The following is a 21,643-nucleotide window of genomic DNA, read 5'->3' on the forward strand; positions in this document are numbered from 1 at the left end:
GGGGGGGATAAAAGGCGGGGCATTGTCCTCGGCGACTTGCCCTGGTGATTGCTCAGCGTTGTTGAGCCGTCTCCTCCGGAAGTTCTTTGCTCGGCTTCCTGTTCTGACGCAACCAGTGCAGGGTTTTCTTGCCGGCATTGATACCGGGCTTTTCGATGTACAGGTAAGTCAGGCTGCTGATGATGATCAGCAGGCAACTGCACACGGCCAGCAACGGCAGGAAGACCCCGGCTTGCCGGGCGTCCAGGTGCAATATCGGCGGCAGTCGCTGCACTAGTACCCAGAGCACGAAACCGTGCAGCAAATACGTGCTGTAGCTGATTTCCCCCAGCCAGCGGATGCTGCGTGGTCTCAGGGCACCGAACAGGGTGTTGCCGGACGCCACGATCACAAAGAACAGTGAAAGCAGCAGCAGCGCTCCCGGGTTGAATGCCCGGTTGAACGCCGTAAAGGCGATCGCCAAGGCGAGCAGGGCGATGATGCCTGCCAGCGGAGACAGGCTCCAGGCGACGAACTGTGGACGGCGAATCCAGTACGCCGCAGCGATGCCGCCGAGGAAGCTGGCCAGGAAGTGCTTCTTCAACGAGTGTTCCCAGCCGACCACCTGGTACAGGGTGTAGATGCCGATCAGGCACAGCACCGTCTGCATCCAGCCTGCGCGATATATGAACACCATGGCGGCCAGTGGCAGGGCCAGGTAGAAAAACACCTCGTACCCCAGCGTCCAGGTGACGTTGGAGATCAGCATGCCGGTCTGGTGGTACTGGTTGACGTCTGGCCGGTCGAAGGTCAGCCAGGCCAGAGCCTGGCCGATGACCTGGGCGCCGGAGTCATTGAGTTCCCAGTCCTGCAAATAGAACACACAGACAAATACGGTCAGCATCAGCGGCAGGTAGAGCGGATAGAGGCGAAACAGCCGCGATACCGCAAATGCCAGCCAGTCGTGTTGCCGCCCGTGGGTGAGCAAGCGGTCCCAGAACAGAAAGCTGGTGATCATGAAAAAGAGGGCGACGCTGCCCTGGCCGAGCTGCGAGTAAAAATTGCTCGGCGGAAAATCGATCACGCCGGTTTGCAGAAAGATCCAGGTAATGATCGAGTGGTGCACGAACACGCCGAAGGCCAGGTACCCGCGCAAGCCGTCGATGCCGGCAAAGCGGCTTTCGCCCGAATGCTCCAGCTGTCGGGTGAATCTCGGCACGCTGCGCAACAGTAGCGCAGCGGTCGCGATGGCGAGCAGGTAGGCCGTCATCGCGATAAGCGGGCTGGTTTCTATCATCAGTGAACCTGGGCCGGAGGACTCCCGGCCAGCACGTGCCTGTGCAAATGATCCACGTCGGCTTTCGAAGCCGCCGCAGCGTATCCCTGCAGCAGTGCTTCGAAGTGATCCTCGAACAGCCAGTGGCGATCTGATGCGTACCGCTGCATGTGGCGCAGATTACGCCGACGCAGGGAAGGGCTCAACGATGAAGGGTAAATTCGCAGGTCGGCCAGATCGATCAGGCCGAACTCGCCGTCCTCCAGCACCAGCACATTGCCCAGGTGCAGGGAGCGGAAGTAGACCCCTTGCTGGTGCAGTTGAGCCATGAATTTGCCGAAACGCTCCACCAGTGCCTGGCGCACCGCCGGGGCGGTGATGCCTTGCAGGATCTGGCGCAGCGTGTTGCCCGGCAACGGGGAGTAATGCACAGCGGTGCTGCCGTCTTCGAACCGGTAAAGGTCGAGGATGTGCGGCGTCGGGATGCCCATGTTACGCAGTTGCACACTATTGACGGCAAAGCGATCGGAGTAGGGCGTGAAACTGCCCGAGGTATACCAGCGGCGGCGCCGGAACAGCTTAAGAAAGCTGCCATCGGTCAGACGCAGGACCTTGGGGCCAAGACCATCCTCTTCGATGACTCGGGCATCGGCTGTCAGCTGTTGCAGGGCGCTTGGCGTCGCGGTCTTGATCGGCATGTCCAGCAGGCGCCGGGCCCGTTGATTGATGCTCAATGCGGCAATCAGCGCCAAGGGGATCCACAGCAGGAACCAGTGCTCCTTGGGGCGGGAGATGATCCCGCCACCTTCGGTCAGGCCTGCACCGATACCGAAGGCCAGCCAGGCTGAGGCAATGATGAACAGCGGTTGCACGCGATGGCGTCGGCTGCTGATGAAGCCCCATACGAGAAAGAACAACCATGGCAGCAGGCCGATAATGCCGACGTAGTAGAGCACGCCCAAGGCAAAGCTATGGGGTTCCTGAAGGCTGTAACCGACGCCGGGGTCCAGGGTCAGCCTGGCGTTGTAACCATGTCCGATCCACGGGTGCTCCGCGATCTTGCCCAGGGTCAATTGCCAGAGCTCGATGCGGAAGGAGCTGCCTCTTTCGATGATCTTGTCGGCAAATAACGCGAAAGTTGCGGAACCGGCGAAGAATATGGCGCCAAGCATGAAGGCCGAGCGTCGATTCCAGCAGATGAAGCACAGCCAAAGCGCAGCCAGTGTCAGTGCAACCAGTGGCGTCCTGGAGCCAGTGGCCAGCACTGTGGCGAACATGATCGCCATCGCCGGTACGCTCAGCCAAAGTATCTGGCGTCGCTTGCAGGTCATGCTCAGGCTCAGCCAGTAGGTACAGAAAAAACCGAAAACGTGGGAACTGAGCAACGGATTGTCGAAAGCGCCCAGGCCGATCAGACGCATTTCCGGTTGATACACCAGGTCGAACCAGTACAGGTTGTAGACAGAGAGGACCAGCGCCACCATTGCGGCGCAGAACAGCAGGGGCTGGATGATTTCACTGCGAAAGCGCACCAGCAGGTAGCAGCCAACGAACAGCAACAGGGTATGCAATGGCGGTTTGAACTGACCAAAGTCGATGTCGTCGCCCGGCCCCCACCGCAAGCTCAACAGTGCCCACGCCACAAACAGCAGGGCTGCAATGACGATCGGTTCGTGCAGCAGCTCTTTGCCGATCCGTGGACGCAGGCACAGTGCGATCAGTGCGGGAATGCTGAACAGGCCGTAGTAAAGTTTGTGATGCACACTGCGCCCCGGCAGGAAAAACAGCGCACAAAGCAGTAATAAATAACCGAGCGGAAGGATCCACAAGCAAATGAAATCGAAGATTCTGTTGGATGTGCTGTTCAAAGCGTTTAATTGCATGCTGGGTAACTTATTCCTGAATTGAGCGACCATACCAAGGCAGGGACAACTGGTAGCTATTTGACGCGCCACAATACACAGACTTTATGCGATTGCCAGAACCCTGGGGAAGCTGTGGTAAAGTCAGCGTCCTTTTCATCGACATTCGCGTGATATGACCGACTCCAGTCTCTGCGCAAGCCCATCAAGCTTGAAAATCTACTTCCGTCTGCTCGGCTATGTCCGGCCGTATATCAGTCTGTTTCTGATCAGCATCGTCGGTTTCCTGATTTTCGCTTCGACGCAGCCAATGCTGGGCTACATCCTCAAGTACTTCGTCGACGGTCTATCCAACCCTGAAGCGGTGCTGTTTCCAACCGTGCCCTACCTGCGGGATCTGCAACTGCTGCAGGCGGTGCCATTGTTGATCATCCTGATCGCCGCGTGGCAGGGGTTGGGGTCGTACCTGGGCAACTACTTCCTGGCCAAGGTTTCCCTGGGTCTGGTCCATGACTTGCGGGTCCAGTTGTTCAACAACCTGCTGGTTTTGCCAAACCGGTATTTCGACAAGCATAACTCGGGACACCTGATTTCACGTATCACCTTCAACGTGACCATGGTCACGGGGGCGGCAACAGATGCGATCAAGGTCGTAATCCGTGAAGGCATGACGGTGATCTTCCTGTTTGCCTCGCTGTTGTACATGAACTGGCGCCTGACGCTGGTCATGGTCGCCATCCTGCCGCTGATCGCCCTCATGGTGCGCACGGCCAGCAAGAAATTCCGCAAGCAGAGCAAGAAAATCCAGCTGGCCATGGGGGACGTGACGCATGTGGCGTCCGAAACGATCCAGGGCTATCGCGTTGTGCGCAGCTTCGGCGGTGAAAAATACGAAGAGAAACGCTTCTTCGACGCCAGCCAGGGTAATACCGACAAACAACTGCGCATGACCCGCACCGGCGCCATCTACACGCCGCTGCTGCAACTGGTGATCTACACCGCCATGGCCGTACTGATGTTCCTGGTGCTGTTCCTGCGTGGCGATGCGTCCGCTGGCGACATGGTGGCCTACATCACGCTGGCCGGCCTGCTGCCCAAGCCGATTCGCCAGCTGTCCGAAGTCAGCTCGACCATCCAGAAGGGCGTGGCCGGTGCCGAAAGTATCTTCGAGCAACTGGATGTCGAGCCTGAAGTCGATTCCGGCACCGTCGAGCGCGATACCGTCAGCGGTCGGCTGGACGTGCGCAACCTCAGCTTCACCTACCCCGACACCGAGCGTCAGGTGCTCAATGACATCAGTTTCTCGGTCGAGCCCGGGCAAATGGTGGCGCTGGTGGGACGTTCGGGCAGCGGCAAGTCGACCCTGGCCAACCTGATTCCGCGTTTCTATCACCACGACAAGGGCGAAATCCTCATCGATGGCGTCGAAGTGGAGCAGTACAAGCTGTTGAACCTGCGTCGGCATATCGCCCAGGTGACTCAGCATGTGACCCTGTTCAGCGATACCGTGGCCAACAACATTGCCTATGGCGACCTGGCTGGCGCCCCCTGTGAAGACATCGAAAAAGCGGCCAAGGATGCCTACGCGATGGACTTCATTGCTCAATTGCCAGAAGGCCTGGACACCCAGGTCGGGGAAAACGGCGTGCTGCTTTCCGGTGGCCAGCGCCAGCGCCTGGCGATTGCCCGGGCACTGTTGAAGAATGCTCCGCTGCTGATTCTCGATGAGGCGACTTCGGCACTCGATACCGAATCCGAGCGGCATATCCAGGCAGCCCTGGATCAGGTCATGAAAGGTCGCACCACGCTGGTGATCGCTCACCGCCTGTCGACCATCGAGAAGGCCGACCTGATCCTGGTCATGGATCAGGGGAAAATCGTCGAGCGCGGCACCCATGAACAACTGCTGGCGCAAAACGGCTACTACTCGCGCCTCAACGCGATGGGCCTCGACGCCCCGGCCGAAGACATCGCCTGACCCCGAAAGGGCGAGCGTGGCTCGCCCTTTCGCACACCAGGCGCGCAACGCGCCCGGTGATTTGTATCCAGTCCTTTACGCTTCTTGACCAAACCGGAATAAATCTCGGCAACTTGCTTGTTAAGGTTCCTGAACGAACTTTGACTTGAATGGAGAGGGCCATCCCTTTCCCGCGGGTGTCTGGATGTTGCAACGTTATCTCTGGAAGCTGTTGCCCAAGTCGCAACGGGCTTTTCTGCTGGGGCGCCTGTCGGTCGTGGACCGTCAAGTGGTGAACAAGTCGATGTCGGCCAACGTCAGTTTCCCCGAGCCCTTCGAGCAGCGTTCCTGTCTGTTCATCCACGTCCCCAAATGTGCCGGCAGCAGTGTCTGTGCAGCCATGTTTGACGACTGGAGCCCGGGCCACTTGCCGTTGTACTGGTACGAGCAGCAATTTCCCGAGCAGTTTGCCGCCAGTTTCAAGTTCGCGTTCGTCCGCGATCCCCTGGAAAGAGCCTACTCGGCCTACGCATTCCTGCGGGGCAACGCCTTGGGTAAACGGGATCACGCGGCGCAGAAACTGGTCAACCACTACCGTGACTTTGATGATTTCGTCGGCCGCTGGTTGCATCCGGAGACGATCCAGCGACAGTTGCACTTCGCCGCGCAAACGGATTTCCTGACGGATTCCATGGGCCATCTGGCGCTGGACTTCGTTGGCTACCAGGAACACCTGGAGCGGGATTTCAGGCTGGTTTGCGAGCAATTGGGCTATCCGGTGGAATTGCCCCACGTGAACCGGTCGCAGCAGCGGCGCCCGATGCTGGCGCGCGAGTTCTGCACGGTACGTACCCGCAGGCTGGTGCGGCGGGTCTATCGGCGTGATTACGAGATGCTTGGATATGAATGAAGTCGAAGCGTATTCTCTCCCGGTTTGTTGCTCAAAAAATGAGCAATAAACCCCGGCGAATCATCCGGTTGCAGCCACCGCACAAGCCGACACCAACCCTGTGTTAATATCGCGCCCCTGTTCATTCTGTATGTGGGTTGCACCATGAAGTTGTCCATGCCGCGATTCGATCAAGCCCCTGTCTTGGTAGTCGGCGATGTCATGCTCGACCGTTACTGGCATGGTGGTACCTCACGGATTTCTCCTGAGGCACCGGTGCCGGTGGTCAAGGTCGATCACATCGAAGACCGCCCGGGCGGTGCTGCCAACGTTGCCTTGAACATTGCCGCCCTGGGGGCTCCGGCCTCGCTGGTCGGTGTCACCGGCGACGATGAAGCCGCCAACAGCCTGGTCAACAGCCTCAAGGGCGCTGGCGTACGTGCCATCTTCCAGCGTATTGCGCACCAGCCGACCATCGTCAAGCTGCGGGTCATGAGCCGTCACCAGCAGCTGCTGCGCATCGACTTCGAAGAACCCTTCGCCACCGACGCGCTGGCGCTGGTCGCGCAGGTCGATGAGTTGCTCGAAGGTATCAAGGTGCTGGTGCTGTCCGACTACGGCAAAGGCGCGCTGAAAAACCATCAGGCGCTGATCCAGGCCGCCCGTGCCCGTGGCATTCCGGTGCTGGCCGATCCCAAGGGCAAGGATTTCTCGATCTACCGCGGTGCGAGCCTGATCACGCCAAACCTCAACGAATTCGAAACCATCGTCGGTGGGTGCGCCGACGAGCACGAATTGGTAAGCAAGGGCGCGCAGTTGATGCACGACCTGGACCTCGGTGCCTTGCTGGTGACCCGTGGTGAGCACGGCATGACCTTGCTGCGCCCGGATCATCCGGCGCTGCACTTGCCGGCCCGGGCCCGTGAAGTGTTCGACGTGACCGGTGCCGGCGATACGGTAATTTCCACCCTGGCGGCCGCGATTGCCGCTGGCGAAGAACTGCCCCATGCGGTGGCTCTGGCCAACCTGGCGGCGGGCATCGTGGTCGGCAAGCTCGGTACGGCGGCCATCAGTGCGCCGGAACTGCGTCGTGCGATTCAGCGAGAGGAGGGGTCCGAGCGCGGTGTGCTGGGTCTTGAGCAGCTGTTGCTGGCGGTCGATGACGCCCGCGCGCACAACGAGCGGATCGTGTTCACCAACGGTTGCTTCGACATCCTGCACGCCGGTCACGTGACCTATCTGGAACAGGCGCGGGCCCAGGGCGATCGACTGATCGTGGCAATCAACGACGATGCATCGGTCAGCCGCCTGAAAGGGCCGGGCCGTCCGATCAACAGTGTCGACCGGCGCATGGCCGTATTGGCCGGCCTGGGTGCGGTGGACTGGGTGATCAGTTTCTCGGAGGGCACCCCGGAAAACCTGCTGAGCGCGGTCAAGCCGGACGTGTTGGTCAAGGGCGGCGACTACGGGATCGACCAGGTGGTCGGTGCGGACATCGTGACGGCCTATGGCGGTACCGTGAAAGTGCTGGGGCTGGTGGAAAACAGCTCCACTACCGCGATTGTCGAGAAGATCCGCAAGTCGTAGGCGCTGGCGTAGCCTGCGATCTATTCAGGTGGCCAGGGGCTCGTAAAATCAAAAGATCGCAGCCTGCGGCAGCTCCTGCATGGAGTACGCAGACTGCGATCTTTTGCGTTTAAGAGCTTACCTTTTTACGCGGGACGATTTTCTTCAGCAGCAATTTGGCCTTGCCGCGCAACCGCGCCAGGCCCGAATCCTTCCCCGGCGGGGTCAGACCCTGCTGCCTCACCCAGTCCTTCCAGCGAATTCGCTCGTCGCGAACCAGCCAGCCTTCCTGTCGGGCAAAACTCTCGGCCAGGTACAGTCCGCGAGTGCTGGCGGGGTATAGCTGATCCTTTTTCAGGGTGTACAACTCAGCCATCGGGTGGCCGTCCTGCAAGGGCATCAAGTACAGATCGGGGCGCTTGCGGTCGAGGCGGGCGACGAGTTGATCGCCTTCCAGTCGTTCGTCGACATGGAACAGGCTCAGGGATTTGGCATCCTTGGGGACGTCCAGGCGCAAGTCGTAGATCAGTTGCAGCGAGGCCGTTGGCAAATGCACGTAAGCCCGCGGACGCTCCATCAGCATCAGGTTGGCGCAACGTACCGGCCGCGCCGAACCGGACAGTGGCGACAAGCGAAACGGCAGGGCTTCACGGTAATGCAGGGCGGCCGAGTAGGGCGCCGGCAGCCAGGTGTCGTTGAACCGCCCACCGAGCCAGCCTTCCGGGGTTTCGAGCAGGCATTCTTCGGCTATCTCCTGGATTGCCGTATGCAAGGGCAGGTTCAGTTCATGGGCCGGCACGTACCCCGAGATCAGCTTGAGCACCACATCGCCACGGTCCTGCCGGCGTTGGCGCACCAGCACCCAATAGTCGCGATTCTGCCAATGCAGGGTCAGGCGCACCGAAACCCCGAGGTTGGCCAGTTCCAGGGCAAACCGTTCGCTGTCGCCAACCGTCACCGGGCGACGACGTTGCAGGGTCTGGGAGAAATTCAGCGGCCTGCCGACGCTCTGATAAGCCAGGCCTTCGGGGGTCGCTTCGACGAATAACGGCAGGGTCTTGAAGTTGCTCGGGTTCTTTCTGATGAGCGTACGCGACATGTCGGCTCCTGCTTAAGGCCGCGTGGGCGGCGTCAGTGGCTACGTAGGACCTGGGCAACGGTCGCGACATTGTGGGCGAGGTGCAGCGGATTGATGGTCCCGACAATAGCACTGGCAACACCCGGATGTTCAAACAACAACTCGAAACTGGCGCGCACCGGATCCACGCCCGGGCTCAGGCAAACATGACCACTGGCGAGGGCTTTCTTGACCAGAATGGCTTTGCCGTGTGCAGCAGCATAGTCAATGACGGCCTTCTCGTTTTGTTCGTTCAGATTGTAGGTGACCATCGCGCAATCGCCTTGCTCCAGTGCTTTGAGGCCACCGTCGACGGTTTTGCCGGAAAAGCCGAAACCGCGAATCTTGCCTTCGGCCTTGAGCTTGGCGAGGGTGTCGTAGACTTCGCAGTCATTGAGGATCGCCAGGTCGTTGCCATCGGAGTGCACCAGCACCAGGTCGATGAAGTCTGTTTCCAGGCGTTGCAGGCTGCGTTCCACCGACATACGTGTGTGCGCGGCGCTGAAATCGTGACGGGACTGGCCGTCGGCAAACTCTTCGCCGACCTTGCTGACAATCACCCAATCCTGACGCTGACCACGCAGCAGCGGGCCGAGGCGTTCTTCGCTGCGACCGTAGGCCGGGGCGGTATCGATCAGGTTGATGCCCATGTCGCGGGCGAGTTTGAGCAGCATGCGTGCTTCGTCGTCATCGGGAATCTGGAAGCCGTTGGGGTACTTCACCCCTTGGTCGCGGCCAAGTTTTACCGTGCCCAGGCCCAGGGGTGAAACCAGCAGGCCGGTGCTGCCCAGCGGGCGATGCAGGTCGTGCAGGGTCGGTTGGTTCATGGCAGCAGTTGCTCCCAGGCAGGTACGCCCATCGGCGGCTTCGGCAGTTCAGGCAGCGCGGCCGGGTGGCTTGGCTGGATGCCGTCGCGGGTCAGGCTGGCGATCACACGGTCGGCGAAGTCCGGCGCCAGGGCGAGTTTGGTCGGCCAGCCCACCAGCAGTCGGCCTTCCTCGGCCACAAAGGCGTTGTCGGGACGGGTCAGGCCTGATTGCAAGGGTTCGGCGCGATCCACGCGCAAGGTGGCCCATTGCACCGTGCTCAGGTCGATCCATGGCAGCAACTGGCCGAGTTCTTTCTGTGCGGTGGCGATCTGCTCGGCGGGCTCACGGGTCACGCCTTCGGATTCCGCGATATCGCCGCCGAGGTACCAGACCCATTGGCCATCCGCCGCCGGGTGGGTGGTCACGGTGATGCGCGGTTTGGTACCACCACCCAGGCAGTGGGCGTACAGCGGTTTGAGGCTTGGCCCCTTGGCGATGATCATGTGCAGCGGGCGGCGTTGCATGGCGGGTTGGCTCAGGCCCAGGGTTTCAAGCAATGCCGCGGTGCCGGCACCGGCGCTCAGGACGATGCGCTGGGCGCGGATCTCGCGTTCGTCCACCTTCAGGCCGACCAGCACGCCGCCTTCGAGCAGCGGCTCGATCTTCTGCCCGGCGAGCAAGCCATCTCCAGCCAGATCGGCCAGGCGCTGGATCAGGCTTGGCACATCGACCACCAGTTCCGCCAGGCGATAGACCTTGCCCTTGAAGCGCTTGTCCTGCAGGGCTGGCGGCAATTGCTCGCCCTTGACCTGATCGACGCGACCGCGCACGGCTTTGCTGGCAAAGAAACTGGTGAGGTTGCCGGCCAGGGTGCCGGGGGACCAGAGGTAATGGGCCTCGGACAGCAGGCGCACGCCGGACAGGTCCAGCTCGCCGTCACCGGCCAAGGCTTCACGCCAGCGGCGCGGCATGTCGGCGATGGCTTCCGAGGCACCGGTCAGTGCGCCATGCAGCGCGTATTTGGCGCCGCCGTGGATGATGCCCTGGGACTTCACACTCTGCCCGCCGCCGAGGCTGGCGCTTTCCACCAGCACAGTCGAAAAACCCTGGCGGCGCAGGCGCGCGTTCAGCCAGAGGCCGGCGACACCAGCGCCGACAATCAGAATGTCGGTGGAAATAACGGATGGCATGCAGCGACCTCTGTGTTCAAGACGAGGGCGCAGTATACAGACTCGAAGTGCAGGGGAGAGGTGAACGCAGAACCTGTGGGAGCGGGCTTGCTCCCACAATGGACCTCGCTTCGGGCTTAGTGACCGGCCGTTTTGGAGAACAGCTGGATGACCACGACGCCAAGGACGATGAGCGCCATCCCCAGCATCGCCGGCACGTCCAGCTTCTGCCCATAGATAAACAGCGCCGCGACGCTGACCATCACGATCCCCATGCCGGCCCACACGGCGTACGCCACGCCCACCGGAACGCTGCGCACCACCAGGGTCAGCATCCAGAAGGCAATGCCGTAGCCAATGATGACCAGCACCAGTGGCAGCGGAGTGCTGAGGCCTTTGACGGCTTTCATCGAAACAGTGGCAATCACTTCGGCGCAGATGGCAATGGCCAGGTAGTAGTAAGCGGTCATGGGTCAATCCTCGTGTGAAGTGTTGCTCTCTGAGGTCGGCATTCTAGAGATTCGCCAGATGCGGTAAAGTCATTACCTATCTGTTTTGAAGATGGGTTTAGCCATGAGCATGCAATGGAATCTGGAGCAGCTGCGGTTGTTTGTCAGCGTAGCGGAGCAGCGGTCGTTTTCTGCCGTGGCGCGGGATCAGCGCAAGGCGCAGTCGGCGGTCAGCAGCTCGATAGCGTTGCTGGAGGAAGACCTGGGCGTGAGCCTGTTCGATCGCAGCAGCGGCCGTCAGCCGAAACTCACTGAGGCTGGTACGGCTTTGCTGGACGAAGCGCGGGAAGTGTTGCGCCAGTGCGAACGGCTCAACGGCCGGGCGCTGGCGATGATGCGCGGGCAGGAAGCGCGTCTGCGCGTGGCGCAGGATGAGGCGATGCCTTATCAGCCGATCATCGAAAGCTTCGAAGCCCTGGCGGAAAAATTCCCCAGTCTTGAAGTGCAACTGACCAGCGCCGCCCAAGGTGATGTCGCGCGCAAGCTGGTGGAGCGGCGCGCCGATCTGGGTCTGCTGTTTTTTCACGATCAGATTCCTGAGGCACTTGAGCGGCGGGTGCTGGGCAGCGTGGAAATGGTCACGGTGTGCGGCAAGGATCATCCGTTGGCGCGCAAAGGCGCAGTGGACGACCAACAACTGGCGCAGCATCGGCAGTTGCTGATGTCCACGGAGTCGAGCATTTATCCCGGCAGTGACCCGGCCAGCCCGCAAGTCTGGCGTGCCGACAGCTTCTATGTGATGGCCGAATGGCTGGTGCGTGGCCTGGGCTGGGCCTGGTTGCCGCGTCACGTGGTGCAGTACCCGACCTATCAGAATCAGATGGTCGAACTGGTCAGCGAATGGACCCCGCCGGCCCTGGTGGTGGAACTGGTGTGGCGCCGGGATGAGCCGCTCGGTCCGGCCGCGCGCTGGCTCGCCGAACGTTTTGCCGTGCACTTGCAGACGATAGGCGAAAAAAGCCGATAAACTCCGCCGCCATGAATAGAACTCTCTACACCGCGCTGTTTTATATGGGGCTGCCATTGGTGGCGATTCGGCTTTGGCTGCGCGCGCGCAAGGCGCCGGCGTATGCCAGGCGCATCGGCGAGCGCTTCTCCTACGGGATGCCGGCGATGAAACCGGGCGGCATCTGGGTGCACGCCGTGTCGGTGGGCGAAAGCATTGCAGCGGCACCGATGATTCGTGCCTTGCTGGCGCGTTATCCGGATCTGCCGATCACCGTGACCTGCATGACCCCGACCGGTTCGGAACGCATCCATGCACTGTTCGCCAATGAGCCGCGCATCCAGCACTGTTATCTGCCTTATGACCTGCCTTGCGCTGCCCGGCGTTTCCTCGATCGGGTCCGGCCGAAACTGGCGGTGATCATGGAAACCGAGCTGTGGCCCAACCATATCCATCAATGCGCCAAACGCGGGATCCCCGTGGCGCTGGCCAATGCGCGGCTGTCCGAGCGTTCGGCCAGGGGTTACGGCCGGTTCCCCAGGCTGACCCGGCCGATGCTGGCTGAGATGAGCCTGTTCGCGGTGCAGACCGAAGCCGAGGCCCAGCGCTTGCGCGACCTGGGTGCACGGACGGATACCGTCGAAGTGACCGGTTCGATCAAGTTCGACCTGACCATCGACCCGCAACTGTTGAAACGCGCTGTTGAACTGCGCGGGCAATGGCAGGCGCTGGAACGACCGGTGTGGATCGCGGCCAGTACCCATGACGGCGAAGACGAGGTGGTACTGGCGGCTCATCGTCAGTTGTTGGCCAGTCACCCCGATGCTCTGCTGATTCTGGTACCGCGTCATCCGGAACGCTTCAATTCGGTGTACGGGTTGTGCCAGCAACAAGGCTTTGCCACGGTCCGGCGTTCCAGCGGCGATGTGGTCAGCGCGAATATTTCAGTGCTGCTGGGCGACACCATGGGCGAGTTGCTGTTTCTCTACGCCCTGGCTGACAGTGCATTCGTCGGTGGCAGCCTGGTGCCCAATGGCGGACATAACCTGCTGGAGCCAGCGGCCCTCGCTAAACCGGTATTAAGCGGGCCACATCTTTTCAACTTCCTCGAAATCGCCGCGCAGTTGCGCAGTGCCGGGGCGTTGCAGGAAGTGGAGGATGCCGAAGGGCTGGCGGTGGCGGTACAGCGGCTGTTCGAGCTGCCCCGTGATGCGCAGCGCATGGCAGAGGCCGGTTTGAAAGTGATGCGCACCAATCAGGGGGCATTGCAACGCTTGCTGGATGGGTTGGGGCGGTTGATCGACCGGTAGACCGAGTCGTCTGGCAGAAAAAGATCGCAGCCTGCGGCAGCTCCTACACGGATTGATGTTCATCCTGTAGGAGCTGCCGCAGGCTGCGATCTTTTGCTTTATTGCTCCGGTCGCGCTTTCAACTGCTCCTCTGCCGCCTTGGCCAGGTCCGGTGGCAGGAAATCCTTGTCCGGGTTGTAGTTCGGATTGAGCCAGCGCGCCAGGGTTTGCAGATCCCCCGGATTCAACGTGCCGGCTTGTTGCTTCAAGCGCAGGTTGTCGAGGATGTAGTCGTAGCGGGTGTTGTTGTAGTCGCGCACCGAGGTGTAGAGCTGGCGTTGCGCATCCAGCACGTCGACGATGTTTCGCGTGCCCACCTGATAGCCGATTTCAGTCGCTTCCACCGCGCTCTGGTTGGAGATGATCGATTGCTTGCGCGCCTGGACCTGCTCGACATCGGTGTTCACCGCGCGGTGCAGGTCGCGGGTGTTTTCCACGATGCTGCGACGCAGGGATTCGCGTTGCTGCTCGGTCTGGTCCAGTTGTGCATAGGACTGACGCACCTGGGAGTTGATCAGGCCACCGCTGTAGATCGGGATGTTCAGTTGCAGGCCAACGGTCGTTTGCTCGACATTGCCACCGTACGGCAGGGGCTGGTTGTTCGGGTTGCTGAAGCCCAGTGCGTCGTTGTCGCCTTTCTCATACTTGGCGATCGCGTCAACCGTTGGCAAGTGCCCGGACTTGCGTTGCTTGAGTGTCTGCTCGGCGGCGCTGACGGCATAGTTGCTGGCCAACAGATTGAGGTTCTGCCTGCCCGCGGTTTCGACCCAGGCCTTGGCGTCGTTCGGTACCGGCGGCAGGATCGGCAGGTTATGGCTGATGCCCCAGATCGAGTTGTACTGGCGGTTGGTCAGGGTGATCAATGCTTCGAAGGCGTCGTCCACCTGGCGCTGCGCAACGATCCGGTTGGCGCGTGCGGTGTCGTAGCTGGCCTGTGAGTTCAATACGTCGGTCTTGTCCGAGAGGCCGACATCGAAACGCTCGTTGGATTGATCGAGCTGGCGTTTGAACGCCGCTTCTTCGGCCTTGGTCGAGGCCAGGTTGTCCTGGCTGCGCAGCACGTTGAAATAGCTGTCAGCGGTTTGCAGGATCAGGTTTTGCTCGGTCGCCGAGAGTTGCAGGGCGGCCTGTTCGTTGACTTCCTTGGCGGCCTGGAACTGGAACCAGCGATCAGCCCGGAACAGTGGCTGCGCCAAAGTGGCCTGGTAGGAATGAGCGTCGCGGTTGGACGTGGCCGACGGCTGATCGAGATCCGTACGCACCTCGGAAATATTCGCGCCGGCCGAGAGGTTTGGCAGCAGCCCGGCGCGGGCCTGGGGCACGACTTCCTTCTGCGCGCCGTATTGGGCGATGGCAGCCGCCAGGTCGGCGTTGTTGTTGACGGCTTCCTGATAAACGCTGACCAGGTCCGTCTTGGCCGATAAGGGCGCATCTGCTGCCCAGGCCATTCCGTTGGACGCACAAGACACGGCAAGGGCCAGTGAGAGTTTGCGCAGCATAGACGATCCCTAGAATTGATATTACAGAGGTAATTTGAGCGCCAAGGCTAAGGCCCCGCTTTGACAGCGTCAATGCCGGCTCAGCGTAGCGAGTGTAGATGTGCATTGGGGCGGCAACAATCCTGATACTGCGTGTAAATACGCCATTCATCACGGTATTTGCAGTGGGGTTGGCGTTCTTTGCCAGTTGTGTCTAGACTGGCCGGGTTCTTGTCGGGGTGCCTTGCTATGAGGCTGAGATCGAATAATTTCGGATCCCGTTGAACCTGATCAGGTTAGCGCCTGCGTAGGGAACAAGATTTCTCGTCACCCGGCGAGTCCTCTTGTGCTTCGTCCGGGATGTTGTTCGACAATCGAACACCCCTCGAGCACTGAGCACAGCACAGCTGGTTTTCCCAGCGCCCGTGCGTCCATTCGTTTACAGGTTCGCTCCGACAAAAATCCACTGCCTGGATGTGTGTCTGGAGAACCCGTGATGACTACAAAAGCAAAAATCGCCACCAACCTGAGTGACTCGGCCAAGGTCGATCAGCAATCGGTTCAGCCGTTTACCCGCTCGCAGAAAATCCATGTTCAGGGCACTCGCCCGGACATCCTCGTGCCGATGCGCGAAATCAGCCTGGACGTGACGCCGACCGACTTCGGCGGCGAGGTCAACGCACCGGTGGTGGTGTATGACACCTCGGGCCCATACACCGACCCCAATGTCGTCATCGATGTGCGCAAAGGCCTGGCCGATGTGCGTTCGCCGTGGATCGAATCCCGTGGCGACACCGAGCGCCTGAGCGGCCTGAGCTCGAATTTCGGCCAGGAGCGCCTTGCCGATCCGGAGCTGACCAAGCTGCGCTTCGCCCACGTGAACAACCCGCGCCGCGCCAAGCCGGGTGCCAACGTCAGCCAGATGCACTACGCGCGCAAAGGCATCATCACGGCCGAGATGGAATACGTCGCCATCCGTGAAAACATGAAGCTGGAAGTGGCCCGCGCCGCCGGCCTGCTGGACCAGCAACACGCCGGCCACAGCTTTGGCGCCAGCGTGCCGAAAATCATCACCCCTGAATTCGTCCGTGACGAAATCGCCCGTGGCCGCGCGATCATTCCGGCCAACATCAACCACACCGAACTGGAACCGATGATCATCGGCCGTAACTTCCTGGTGAAGATCAACGGCAACATCGGCAACAGCGCGCTGGGTTCGTCCATCGAAGAAGAAGTGGCGAAACTGACCTGGGGCATTCGCTGGGGTTCGGACACGGTCATGGACCTGTCCACCGGCAAGCACATCCACGAAACCCGCGAGTGGATCATCCGTAACTCGCCGGTGCCGATCGGCACGGTGCCGATCTACCAGGCCCTGGAAAAAGTCGGCGGCGTGGCCGAAGACCTGACCTGGGAGCTGTTCCGCGACACGCTGATCGAGCAGGCCGAGCAGGGCGTCGACTACTTCACCATTCACGCCGGCGTGCTGTTGCGCTACGTGCCGATGACCGCCAAGCGTGTGACCGGCATCGTCTCCCGTGGCGGTTCGATCATGGCCAAGTGGTGCCTGGCGCACCACAAAGAGAACTTCCTCTACACCCATTTCGAAGACATCTGCGAAATCATGAAGGCCTACGACGTCAGCTTCTCGCTGGGCGATGGCCTGCGTCCGGGCTCGATTGCCGACGCCAACGACGAAGCGCAGTTCGGCGAACTGGAAACCCTCGGCGAGTTGACCAAGATTGCCTGGAAGCACGACGTGCAGTGCATGATCGAAGGCCCGGGCCACGTGCCGATGCAGTTGATCAAAGAGAACATGGACAAGCAACTGGAGTGCTGCGACGAGGCGCCGTTCTACACCCTCGGCCCGCTGACCACCGACATCGCACCAGGTTACGACCACATCACCTCCGGCATCGGTGCGGCGATGATCGGCTGGTTCGGCTGTGCCATGCTCTGCTACGTGACGCCGAAAGAGCACTTGGGCCTGCCGAACAAGGATGACGTGAAGACCGGGATCATCACCTACAAGATCGCCGCCCACGCCGCCGATCTGGCGAAGGGGCATCCGGGTGCACAGATCCGCGACAATGCCTTGAGCAAGGCGCGTTTCGAATTCCGTTGGGAGGACCAGTTCAACCTGGGCCTCGATCCGGACACCGCGCGTTCGTATCACGATGAAACCCTGCCGAAGGATTCGGCCAAGGTCGCGCATTTCTGCTCGATGTGCGGGCCGAAATTCTGCTCGATGAAAATCACCCAGGAAGTCCGCGAGTATGCGGCCAACCAACGGATCGAAGCGGTCGACGTGGATGTCGCCCAAGGCATGGCCGAACAGGCCGAGCGCTTCAAGCAGGAAGGCAGTCAGCTGTACCAAAAAGTCTAAGCCGCAAGCGGCAAGCTACAAGCTGCAAGAAAAAGCAGGTTTGCACTGGCTTTTAACTTGTGGCTTGCAGCTTGAAGCTTGCCGCTGCCCTATTGAGATAACACCTTTGAGCATTCAACCCAGCACTTACTCCCCCGATATCGCGGTGTCGACCGACAAGCGTGTGTTCGGCGGTCGTGACCTGTTTTCCTTATGGTTCTCCCTCGGCATCGGCCTGATGGTCCTGCAGACCGGTGCATTGCTCGCGCCGGGCCTGGGTCTGTCCGGTTCGTTGCTGGCCATTTTTCTCGGCACTCTGGTTGGCGTTCTGCTGCTGGCTGCGGTCGGCGTGATCGGCAGTGACACCGGCCTGTCGTCGATGGCCGCACTCAAGCTCAGCCTCGGTGCCAAAGGCGCGAGCCTGCCGGCGGTGCTGAACCTGCTGCAATTGATCGGCTGGGGTTCGTTCGAAATCATCGTCATGCGCGATGCCGCCAGTCTGTTGGGCGCAAAGGCCTTCAGCGAAGGCAGCCTGCTGTCCAGTCCGGTGCTGTGGACGCTGTTCTTCGGCGCACTGGCGACCTTGCTGGCCGTCAGCGGTCCGCTGACTTTCGTGCGCAAGATCTTGCGCAAATGGGGCATCTGGTTGCTGCTGGCTGCATGCGTCTGGTTGACCTGGAACCTGTTCGCCAAGGCTGACCTGGCCGCGTTGTGGGCCCAGGCCGGTGATGGTTCGATGCCGTTCGCCGTGGGTTTCGACATCGCCATTGCCATGCCGCTCTCGTGGTTGCCACTGATCGCCGACTATTCGCGCTTCGGCAAGCGGGCGAAAAACGTCTTCGGTGGCACCGCCATCGGTTTCTTCATCGGTAATTTCTGGCTGATGAGCCTGGGCGTGGCCTACACCCTGGCGTTCGCGCCGAGCGGTGAAGTCAATGCCTTGCTGCTGGCGTTGGCCGGCGCCGGCCTGGGGATTCCGCTGTTGCTGATTCTTCTGGATGAATCGGAAAACGCCTTTGCCGATATTCACTCGGCGGCGGTGTCCAGCGGGATTCTGTTGCGTGCCAAAGTCGAGCATCTGGCCCTGGCCATCGGCGTCATCTGCACACTGATTGCCCTGTTGGCGCCGTTGGCCCAGTACCAGAATTTCCTGCTGCTGATCGGTTCGGTGTTTGCGCCGTTGTTCGGCGTGGTGCTGGTGGACCACTTCATCCTGCGCAAGCGTAGCGCCCAGGTGGCGTCAACTGCACTGCGCTGGCCGGCGCTGCTCGCCTGGCTGGGCGGGGTCAGCACCTATCACTTGTTGGCCAACCTGTATCCGGATATCGGCGCAACCCTGCCGGCATTGGTAGTGGCAGGGTTGCTCCAGCTCGTGCTGGGCCGGGCCTTCAGTTACGGCCGGGAAACAGCTCGGGCTTGATGATGCCGTTCAGGCGAGGGTAGGGGATCTTCAATTCGACATGGCCCAGCGCGTAAGGCGCGATGGTGCTGGTTTCGTACTTGAGGATCACCCCGCCGTAGGTCAGCGCCACGTTCCGGGTTTTCTGGAACGGCCAGCTCTTCACGAACTCCGGTTCCTGATCGAGCTTGGTGCTGATCAGCCAGTTGTTGTGTGCCACCTGCGCGGCTTTCCAGAACGCGTCTTCCTGCCCGGGCACCAACATGTCCGACAGCGTCAGCACTTTATGCTGCTGGCGCGAATAGTTGATGAAACCTCGACCTGGGGTGCCATGGGCGCCGCCGGTGTCCAGGTAACTGGACAATTCGACGATCACCAAGCCGTCATGCTGCTCACGTACCTTTGCTTGCAGATAGCTGCTGTTGCGCGGGCCGGCGGTGCGCAAAAACTCTTCGCGATAGGCCGCCAGGGTCGGGGCCACCGGGGCGTCGGGCGAGGTACGGGTCATTTGCAGCAGGCGTTTTTCGATGATGCCGTCAAGTGCAGGCTCGGCCGGGAAGTGCACGGTATCGATGTTGACCAGCGGGCAATCCGGGTTGCTGCAACCGGGCTTGAGCTGCTCGGAGGCATCGCGGGTGGTTTCCAGCGGCGTCCGGTAATTGGGCTGGAACAGGCTCGCGCAAGCGCCCAGGGTCAGGGCGATAGCGGCCACGGAGGCGATTTTGAAAAGCGACATGAGCGTCCTTTCTGAAACAGGGGAAGGCAAAAAGTTACCGGCTTCGACTCTCAACAAAGCAGTCAGTTCGCCACTAAGCTAATTAGAGTGGGTTTCGCCCTCACCGTCCATCCCGCTGACGGGAAAGGGGCTGCATCAAACGTCACGGGCGCGTTAGGATGGCGCGAAGTCGAGGCCCAGGGAAAAAGCAGCCTCGAACAGGATTTGCAGTAAAAGAGGATAGTCATGACGGATTTTACCAACGCCATTCCGACCGCCGTTGATATCGTGCGGCGCGAAAAGTGCTACGAGGGCTTCTACAAACTCGAACGCGTGCACTTGCGCCACGAATTGTTCGCCGGGGGCATGAGCCGCGAAATCAATCGTGAAGTGTTCGTTCGTCATGACGCGGTATGCATGCTGCCTTACGATCCGCTGCGCGATGAAGTGGTGCTGATCGAGCAGTTTCGCGTCGGCGCCATGGACAAGACCGACAACCCGTGGCTGATCGAACTGGTCGCTGGTCTGATCGACAAGGATGAAGTGCCGGAAGCTGTTGCTCACCGCGAGGCGCAGGAGGAAGCTGGGCTTGAAATCGGGGCGCTCTGGCCAATGACCAAATACTTTCCATCGCCGGGCGGCAGCAACGAATTCGTGCATCTGTACCTGGGGCGTTGCGACACTACCGGGGTTGGCGGCCTGCATGGGCTGGAGGAAGAGGCAGAAGACATCCGCGTTACGGTCTGGGCTTTCGAAGATGCCCTGCAAGCCGTGCGCGACGGGCGTATTGCCAACGCGGCGAGCATCATTGCCTTGCAATGGCTGGCTTTGAACCGCGTTGAAGTGAGGGGGCTATGGTTGTAAACAAGCTGCGCGATCGCTATCGAGTGGACCTGGTGGGGCTGCAAGCATCCTGCGAGGCGAACTACGCGCGCTTGATGCGACTGCTGCCGGACATGCGCAGCGAGCCTGCCGCGCGGCGCATCGCCGTGACCCATGGCGACCAGATGCTCGGTGTACTGGCTCTGGAGGTACTGCTGACCTGTCCTTACACCACGACCCTGCAAGTGCGTCAGGAACACAGCCTGCCCTGGCTGCCGGTGCCGCAACTGGAGGTGCAGGTCTATCACGACGCGCGCATGGCCGAAGTGGTCAGCGCCGAACATGCACGACGCTTTCGCGGCATCTATCCTTACCCGAATGCCTCGATGCACCAGCCGGACGAAAAGGCCCAGCTGAACATGTTTCTGGGCGAATGGCTGAGTCATTGCCTGGCGCTGGGGCATGAGTACGAAGTAGTGCGTTAATTGTGAGCCGCAGTTGTGAACTGCGTCAGGTTCACAGATTTCCTCTTTCGATCATCCCCCAGCATAATTGCGGCACTTACCCATCCCCGTGATCACGCCCTGGGAGAACGCCTTGCCGAGCGTATCCACATTGACCACCGCCGATCCGGCGTTGCTGGTGCAACTCTCCGACAGCCACCTGTTTGCCGAAGCGGACGGCGCGTTGCTGGGCATGAACACCCGCGACAGCCTGCAAAGGGTCATCGAGCTGGTGCGCGGGCAACAGCCGCGGATTGACTTGATCCTGGCCACGGGCGACCTCTCTCAGGACGGGACGCTGGAGTCCTACCAGCAGTTTCGCGACATGTCGCGCAAGCTCGATGCGCCGGCGCGCTGGATTCCCGGCAATCACGATGAGCCGCGGATCATGGCCGAGGCGGCGGTGCAGAGCGCATTGCTCGAACCTGTGGTGGATATCGGCAACTGGCGGGTCACGTTGCTCGATTCGGCGGTGCCAGGCTCGGTGCCGGGTTATTTGGAGGATGAACAGTTACAGTTGCTCGCCCGCGCGTTGAGCGAAGCGCCGGAGCGTCATCATCTGGTGTGCTTCCACCATCATCCGGTTTCGATTGGTTGCGCGTGGATGGAGCCTATCGGTCTGCGCAATCCCGAGGCGTTTTTTGAAGTGCTGGATCGTTTTCCACAGGTGCGTGCCGTGCTGTGGGGACATGTGCATCAGGAAATCGATCAAATACGTAACGGCGTGCGTCTGATCGCCTCGCCGTCGACCTGCATTCAGTTCGAACCGGGCAGCGAGGATTTCAAGGTTGGGGAACAGGCACCGGGTTATCGCTGGTTGCGACTGCTGCCCGACGGGCGGCTGGAAACCGGGGTGGAGCGGGTTACCGGGTTTGATTTCACCGTGGATTATGGCTCCAACGGCTACTGATTCTTCATTTTGCTGGAAAACCG

Annotated in this window: 18 protein-coding genes and 1 riboswitch; of the genes, 10 read left to right on the plus strand and 8 right to left on the minus strand. The window is 60.8% G+C overall.

Features of this window, described 5'->3' with window-relative positions; genetic code table 11:
- Positions 1 to 52 precede the first annotated feature (52 nt).
- Both PMI34_RS20300 and PMI34_RS20295 read right to left on the minus strand, forming a co-directional pair.
- Positions 53 to 1,276, minus strand: a complete 1,224-nt coding sequence (locus PMI34_RS20300) for an acyltransferase family protein (RefSeq protein WP_008047993.1) — start codon at positions 1,274 to 1,276, stop codon at positions 53 to 55.
- Positions 1,276 to 3,138, minus strand: coding sequence for an O-antigen ligase family protein (locus PMI34_RS20295; protein WP_008047995.1), 1,863 nt, complete (start codon positions 3,136 to 3,138; stop codon positions 1,276 to 1,278). Before PMI34_RS20295 ends, PMI34_RS20300 begins: the two co-directional genes overlap by 1 nt.
- A gap of 154 nt (positions 3,139 to 3,292) precedes the next feature.
- Here PMI34_RS20295 and msbA point away from each other — a divergent pair, with 154 nt between their 5' ends.
- The 3 genes from msbA (at position 3,293) to hldE (ending at position 7,550) form a co-directional block, all read left to right on the plus strand.
- Positions 3,293 to 5,095 (plus strand): lipid A export permease/ATP-binding protein MsbA, encoded by a 1,803-nt coding sequence (gene msbA / locus PMI34_RS20290; protein ID WP_008047996.1) that lies wholly within the window; start codon positions 3,293 to 3,295, stop codon positions 5,093 to 5,095.
- Between the two features lie 184 nt (positions 5,096 to 5,279).
- A complete protein-coding gene (locus PMI34_RS20285) occupies positions 5,280 to 5,984 on the plus strand; it encodes a sulfotransferase family 2 domain-containing protein (protein WP_008047998.1) in 705 nt (234 codons plus the stop codon).
- 144 nt (positions 5,985 to 6,128) lie between these two features.
- Positions 6,129 to 7,550, plus strand: coding sequence for a bifunctional D-glycero-beta-D-manno-heptose-7-phosphate kinase/D-glycero-beta-D-manno-heptose 1-phosphate adenylyltransferase HldE (hldE, locus tag PMI34_RS20280; RefSeq protein ID WP_032829477.1), 1,422 nt, complete (start codon positions 6,129 to 6,131; stop codon positions 7,548 to 7,550).
- Between the two features lie 109 nt (positions 7,551 to 7,659).
- Here the strand turns inward: hldE and PMI34_RS20275 are convergent, their stop codons facing one another.
- The 4 genes from PMI34_RS20275 to PMI34_RS20260 form a co-directional block, all read right to left on the minus strand.
- Entirely contained in the window at positions 7,660 to 8,628 is a 969-nt protein-coding gene (locus PMI34_RS20275) for a hypothetical protein (protein WP_008048001.1), read from the minus strand.
- 32 nt (positions 8,629 to 8,660) lie between these two features.
- Entirely contained in the window at positions 8,661 to 9,473 is an 813-nt protein-coding gene (locus tag PMI34_RS20270; protein WP_008048002.1) for an aldo/keto reductase, read from the minus strand.
- Positions 9,470 to 10,645: an NAD(P)/FAD-dependent oxidoreductase gene (locus tag PMI34_RS20265; protein WP_008048003.1), complete on the minus strand. Its 1,176-nt coding sequence runs from the start codon at positions 10,643 to 10,645 to the stop codon at positions 9,470 to 9,472. The genes PMI34_RS20270 and PMI34_RS20265 overlap by 4 nt, the downstream gene beginning before the upstream one ends.
- Before the next feature lie 116 nt (positions 10,646 to 10,761).
- Entirely contained in the window at positions 10,762 to 11,094 is a 333-nt protein-coding gene (locus tag PMI34_RS20260) for a DMT family transporter (protein ID WP_008048004.1), read from the minus strand.
- A 103-nt stretch (positions 11,095 to 11,197) separates the two neighbouring features.
- On the opposite strand from PMI34_RS20260, the gene PMI34_RS20255 reads away from it, so the two are divergent.
- Together PMI34_RS20255 and waaA are read left to right on the plus strand one after the other, a co-directional pair.
- Positions 11,198 to 12,100 (plus strand): LysR family transcriptional regulator, encoded by a 903-nt coding sequence (locus PMI34_RS20255; protein ID WP_008048005.1) that lies wholly within the window; start codon positions 11,198 to 11,200, stop codon positions 12,098 to 12,100.
- Positions 12,101 to 12,111: 11 nt separating this feature from the next.
- A complete protein-coding gene (gene waaA, locus PMI34_RS20250; protein ID WP_008048006.1) occupies positions 12,112 to 13,389 on the plus strand; it encodes a lipid IV(A) 3-deoxy-D-manno-octulosonic acid transferase in 1,278 nt (425 codons plus the stop codon).
- A gap of 98 nt (positions 13,390 to 13,487) precedes the next feature.
- Here waaA and PMI34_RS20245 read toward each other — a convergent pair whose 3' ends face one another.
- Complete coding sequence (locus tag PMI34_RS20245) at positions 13,488 to 14,927, minus strand: TolC family outer membrane protein (protein WP_008048007.1); 1,440 nt, start codon at positions 14,925 to 14,927, stop codon at positions 13,488 to 13,490.
- 204 nt (positions 14,928 to 15,131) lie between these two features.
- A riboswitch (TPP riboswitch) is annotated at positions 15,132 to 15,237 on the plus strand.
- A gap of 165 nt (positions 15,238 to 15,402) precedes the next feature.
- On the opposite strand from PMI34_RS20245, the gene thiC reads away from it, so the two are divergent.
- Both thiC and cytX read left to right on the plus strand, forming a co-directional pair.
- Positions 15,403 to 17,292 (plus strand): phosphomethylpyrimidine synthase ThiC, encoded by a 1,890-nt coding sequence (thiC, locus tag PMI34_RS20240; protein WP_008048009.1) that lies wholly within the window; start codon positions 15,403 to 15,405, stop codon positions 17,290 to 17,292.
- 106 nt (positions 17,293 to 17,398) lie between these two features.
- Complete coding sequence (gene cytX, locus PMI34_RS20235) at positions 17,399 to 18,691, plus strand: putative hydroxymethylpyrimidine transporter CytX (protein WP_008048011.1); 1,293 nt, start codon at positions 17,399 to 17,401, stop codon at positions 18,689 to 18,691.
- On the opposite strand, the gene PMI34_RS20230 is transcribed toward cytX, so the two are convergent.
- On the minus strand, positions 18,660 to 19,406 hold the full coding sequence (locus PMI34_RS20230; protein WP_008048013.1) for an RsiV family protein: 747 nt from the start codon (positions 19,404 to 19,406) through the stop codon (positions 18,660 to 18,662). The genes cytX and PMI34_RS20230 overlap by 32 nt on opposite strands.
- Before the next feature lie 225 nt (positions 19,407 to 19,631).
- On the opposite strand from PMI34_RS20230, the gene PMI34_RS20225 reads away from it, so the two are divergent.
- The 3 genes from PMI34_RS20225 (at position 19,632) to cpdA (ending at position 21,620) form a co-directional block, all read left to right on the plus strand.
- The gene (locus PMI34_RS20225) at positions 19,632 to 20,249 is read left to right on the plus strand and encodes an NUDIX domain-containing protein (protein WP_008048014.1); all 618 of its coding nucleotides are present in this window, start codon (positions 19,632 to 19,634) and stop codon (positions 20,247 to 20,249) included.
- Complete coding sequence (locus PMI34_RS20220; protein WP_007977461.1) at positions 20,240 to 20,692, plus strand: DUF1249 domain-containing protein; 453 nt, start codon at positions 20,240 to 20,242, stop codon at positions 20,690 to 20,692. The genes PMI34_RS20225 and PMI34_RS20220 overlap by 10 nt, the downstream gene beginning before the upstream one ends.
- A 112-nt stretch (positions 20,693 to 20,804) precedes the next feature.
- The gene (gene cpdA, locus PMI34_RS20215; protein ID WP_008048015.1) at positions 20,805 to 21,620 is read left to right on the plus strand and encodes a 3',5'-cyclic-AMP phosphodiesterase; all 816 of its coding nucleotides are present in this window, start codon (positions 20,805 to 20,807) and stop codon (positions 21,618 to 21,620) included.
- Positions 21,621 to 21,643 lie beyond the last annotated feature (23 nt).

The organism is Pseudomonas sp. GM74 (assembly GCF_000282455.1).
GTDB lineage: Bacteria > Pseudomonadota > Gammaproteobacteria > Pseudomonadales > Pseudomonadaceae > Aquipseudomonas.

Excerpts from the sequence above, each read along its gene's own strand:
- PMI34_RS20300 (WP_008047993.1), bottom strand. The coding sequence starts at position 1,276 with ATGATAGAAACCAGCCCGCTTATCGCGATGACGGCCTACCTGCTCGCC.
- PMI34_RS20295 (WP_008047995.1), bottom strand. The coding sequence starts at position 3,138 with ATGCAATTAAACGCTTTGAACAGCACATCCAACAGAATCTTCGATTTC.
- msbA (WP_008047996.1), top strand. The coding sequence starts at position 3,293 with ATGACCGACTCCAGTCTCTGCGCAAGCCCATCAAGCTTGAAAATCTAC.
- PMI34_RS20285 (WP_008047998.1), top strand. The coding sequence starts at position 5,280 with ATGTTGCAACGTTATCTCTGGAAGCTGTTGCCCAAGTCGCAACGGGCT.
- hldE (WP_032829477.1), top strand. The coding sequence starts at position 6,129 with ATGAAGTTGTCCATGCCGCGATTCGATCAAGCCCCTGTCTTGGTAGTC.
- PMI34_RS20275 (WP_008048001.1), bottom strand. The coding sequence starts at position 8,628 with ATGTCGCGTACGCTCATCAGAAAGAACCCGAGCAACTTCAAGACCCTG.
- PMI34_RS20270 (WP_008048002.1), bottom strand. The coding sequence starts at position 9,473 with ATGAACCAACCGACCCTGCACGACCTGCATCGCCCGCTGGGCAGCACC.
- PMI34_RS20265 (WP_008048003.1), bottom strand. The coding sequence starts at position 10,645 with ATGCCATCCGTTATTTCCACCGACATTCTGATTGTCGGCGCTGGTGTC.
- PMI34_RS20260 (WP_008048004.1), bottom strand. The coding sequence starts at position 11,094 with ATGACCGCTTACTACTACCTGGCCATTGCCATCTGCGCCGAAGTGATT.
- PMI34_RS20255 (WP_008048005.1), top strand. The coding sequence starts at position 11,198 with ATGAGCATGCAATGGAATCTGGAGCAGCTGCGGTTGTTTGTCAGCGTA.
- waaA (WP_008048006.1), top strand. The coding sequence starts at position 12,112 with ATGAATAGAACTCTCTACACCGCGCTGTTTTATATGGGGCTGCCATTG.
- PMI34_RS20245 (WP_008048007.1), bottom strand. The coding sequence starts at position 14,927 with ATGCTGCGCAAACTCTCACTGGCCCTTGCCGTGTCTTGTGCGTCCAAC.
- thiC (WP_008048009.1), top strand. The coding sequence starts at position 15,403 with ATGACTACAAAAGCAAAAATCGCCACCAACCTGAGTGACTCGGCCAAG.
- PMI34_RS20230 (WP_008048013.1), bottom strand. The coding sequence starts at position 19,406 with ATGTCGCTTTTCAAAATCGCCTCCGTGGCCGCTATCGCCCTGACCCTG.
- PMI34_RS20225 (WP_008048014.1), top strand. The coding sequence starts at position 19,632 with ATGACGGATTTTACCAACGCCATTCCGACCGCCGTTGATATCGTGCGG.
- PMI34_RS20220 (WP_007977461.1), top strand. The coding sequence starts at position 20,240 with ATGGTTGTAAACAAGCTGCGCGATCGCTATCGAGTGGACCTGGTGGGG.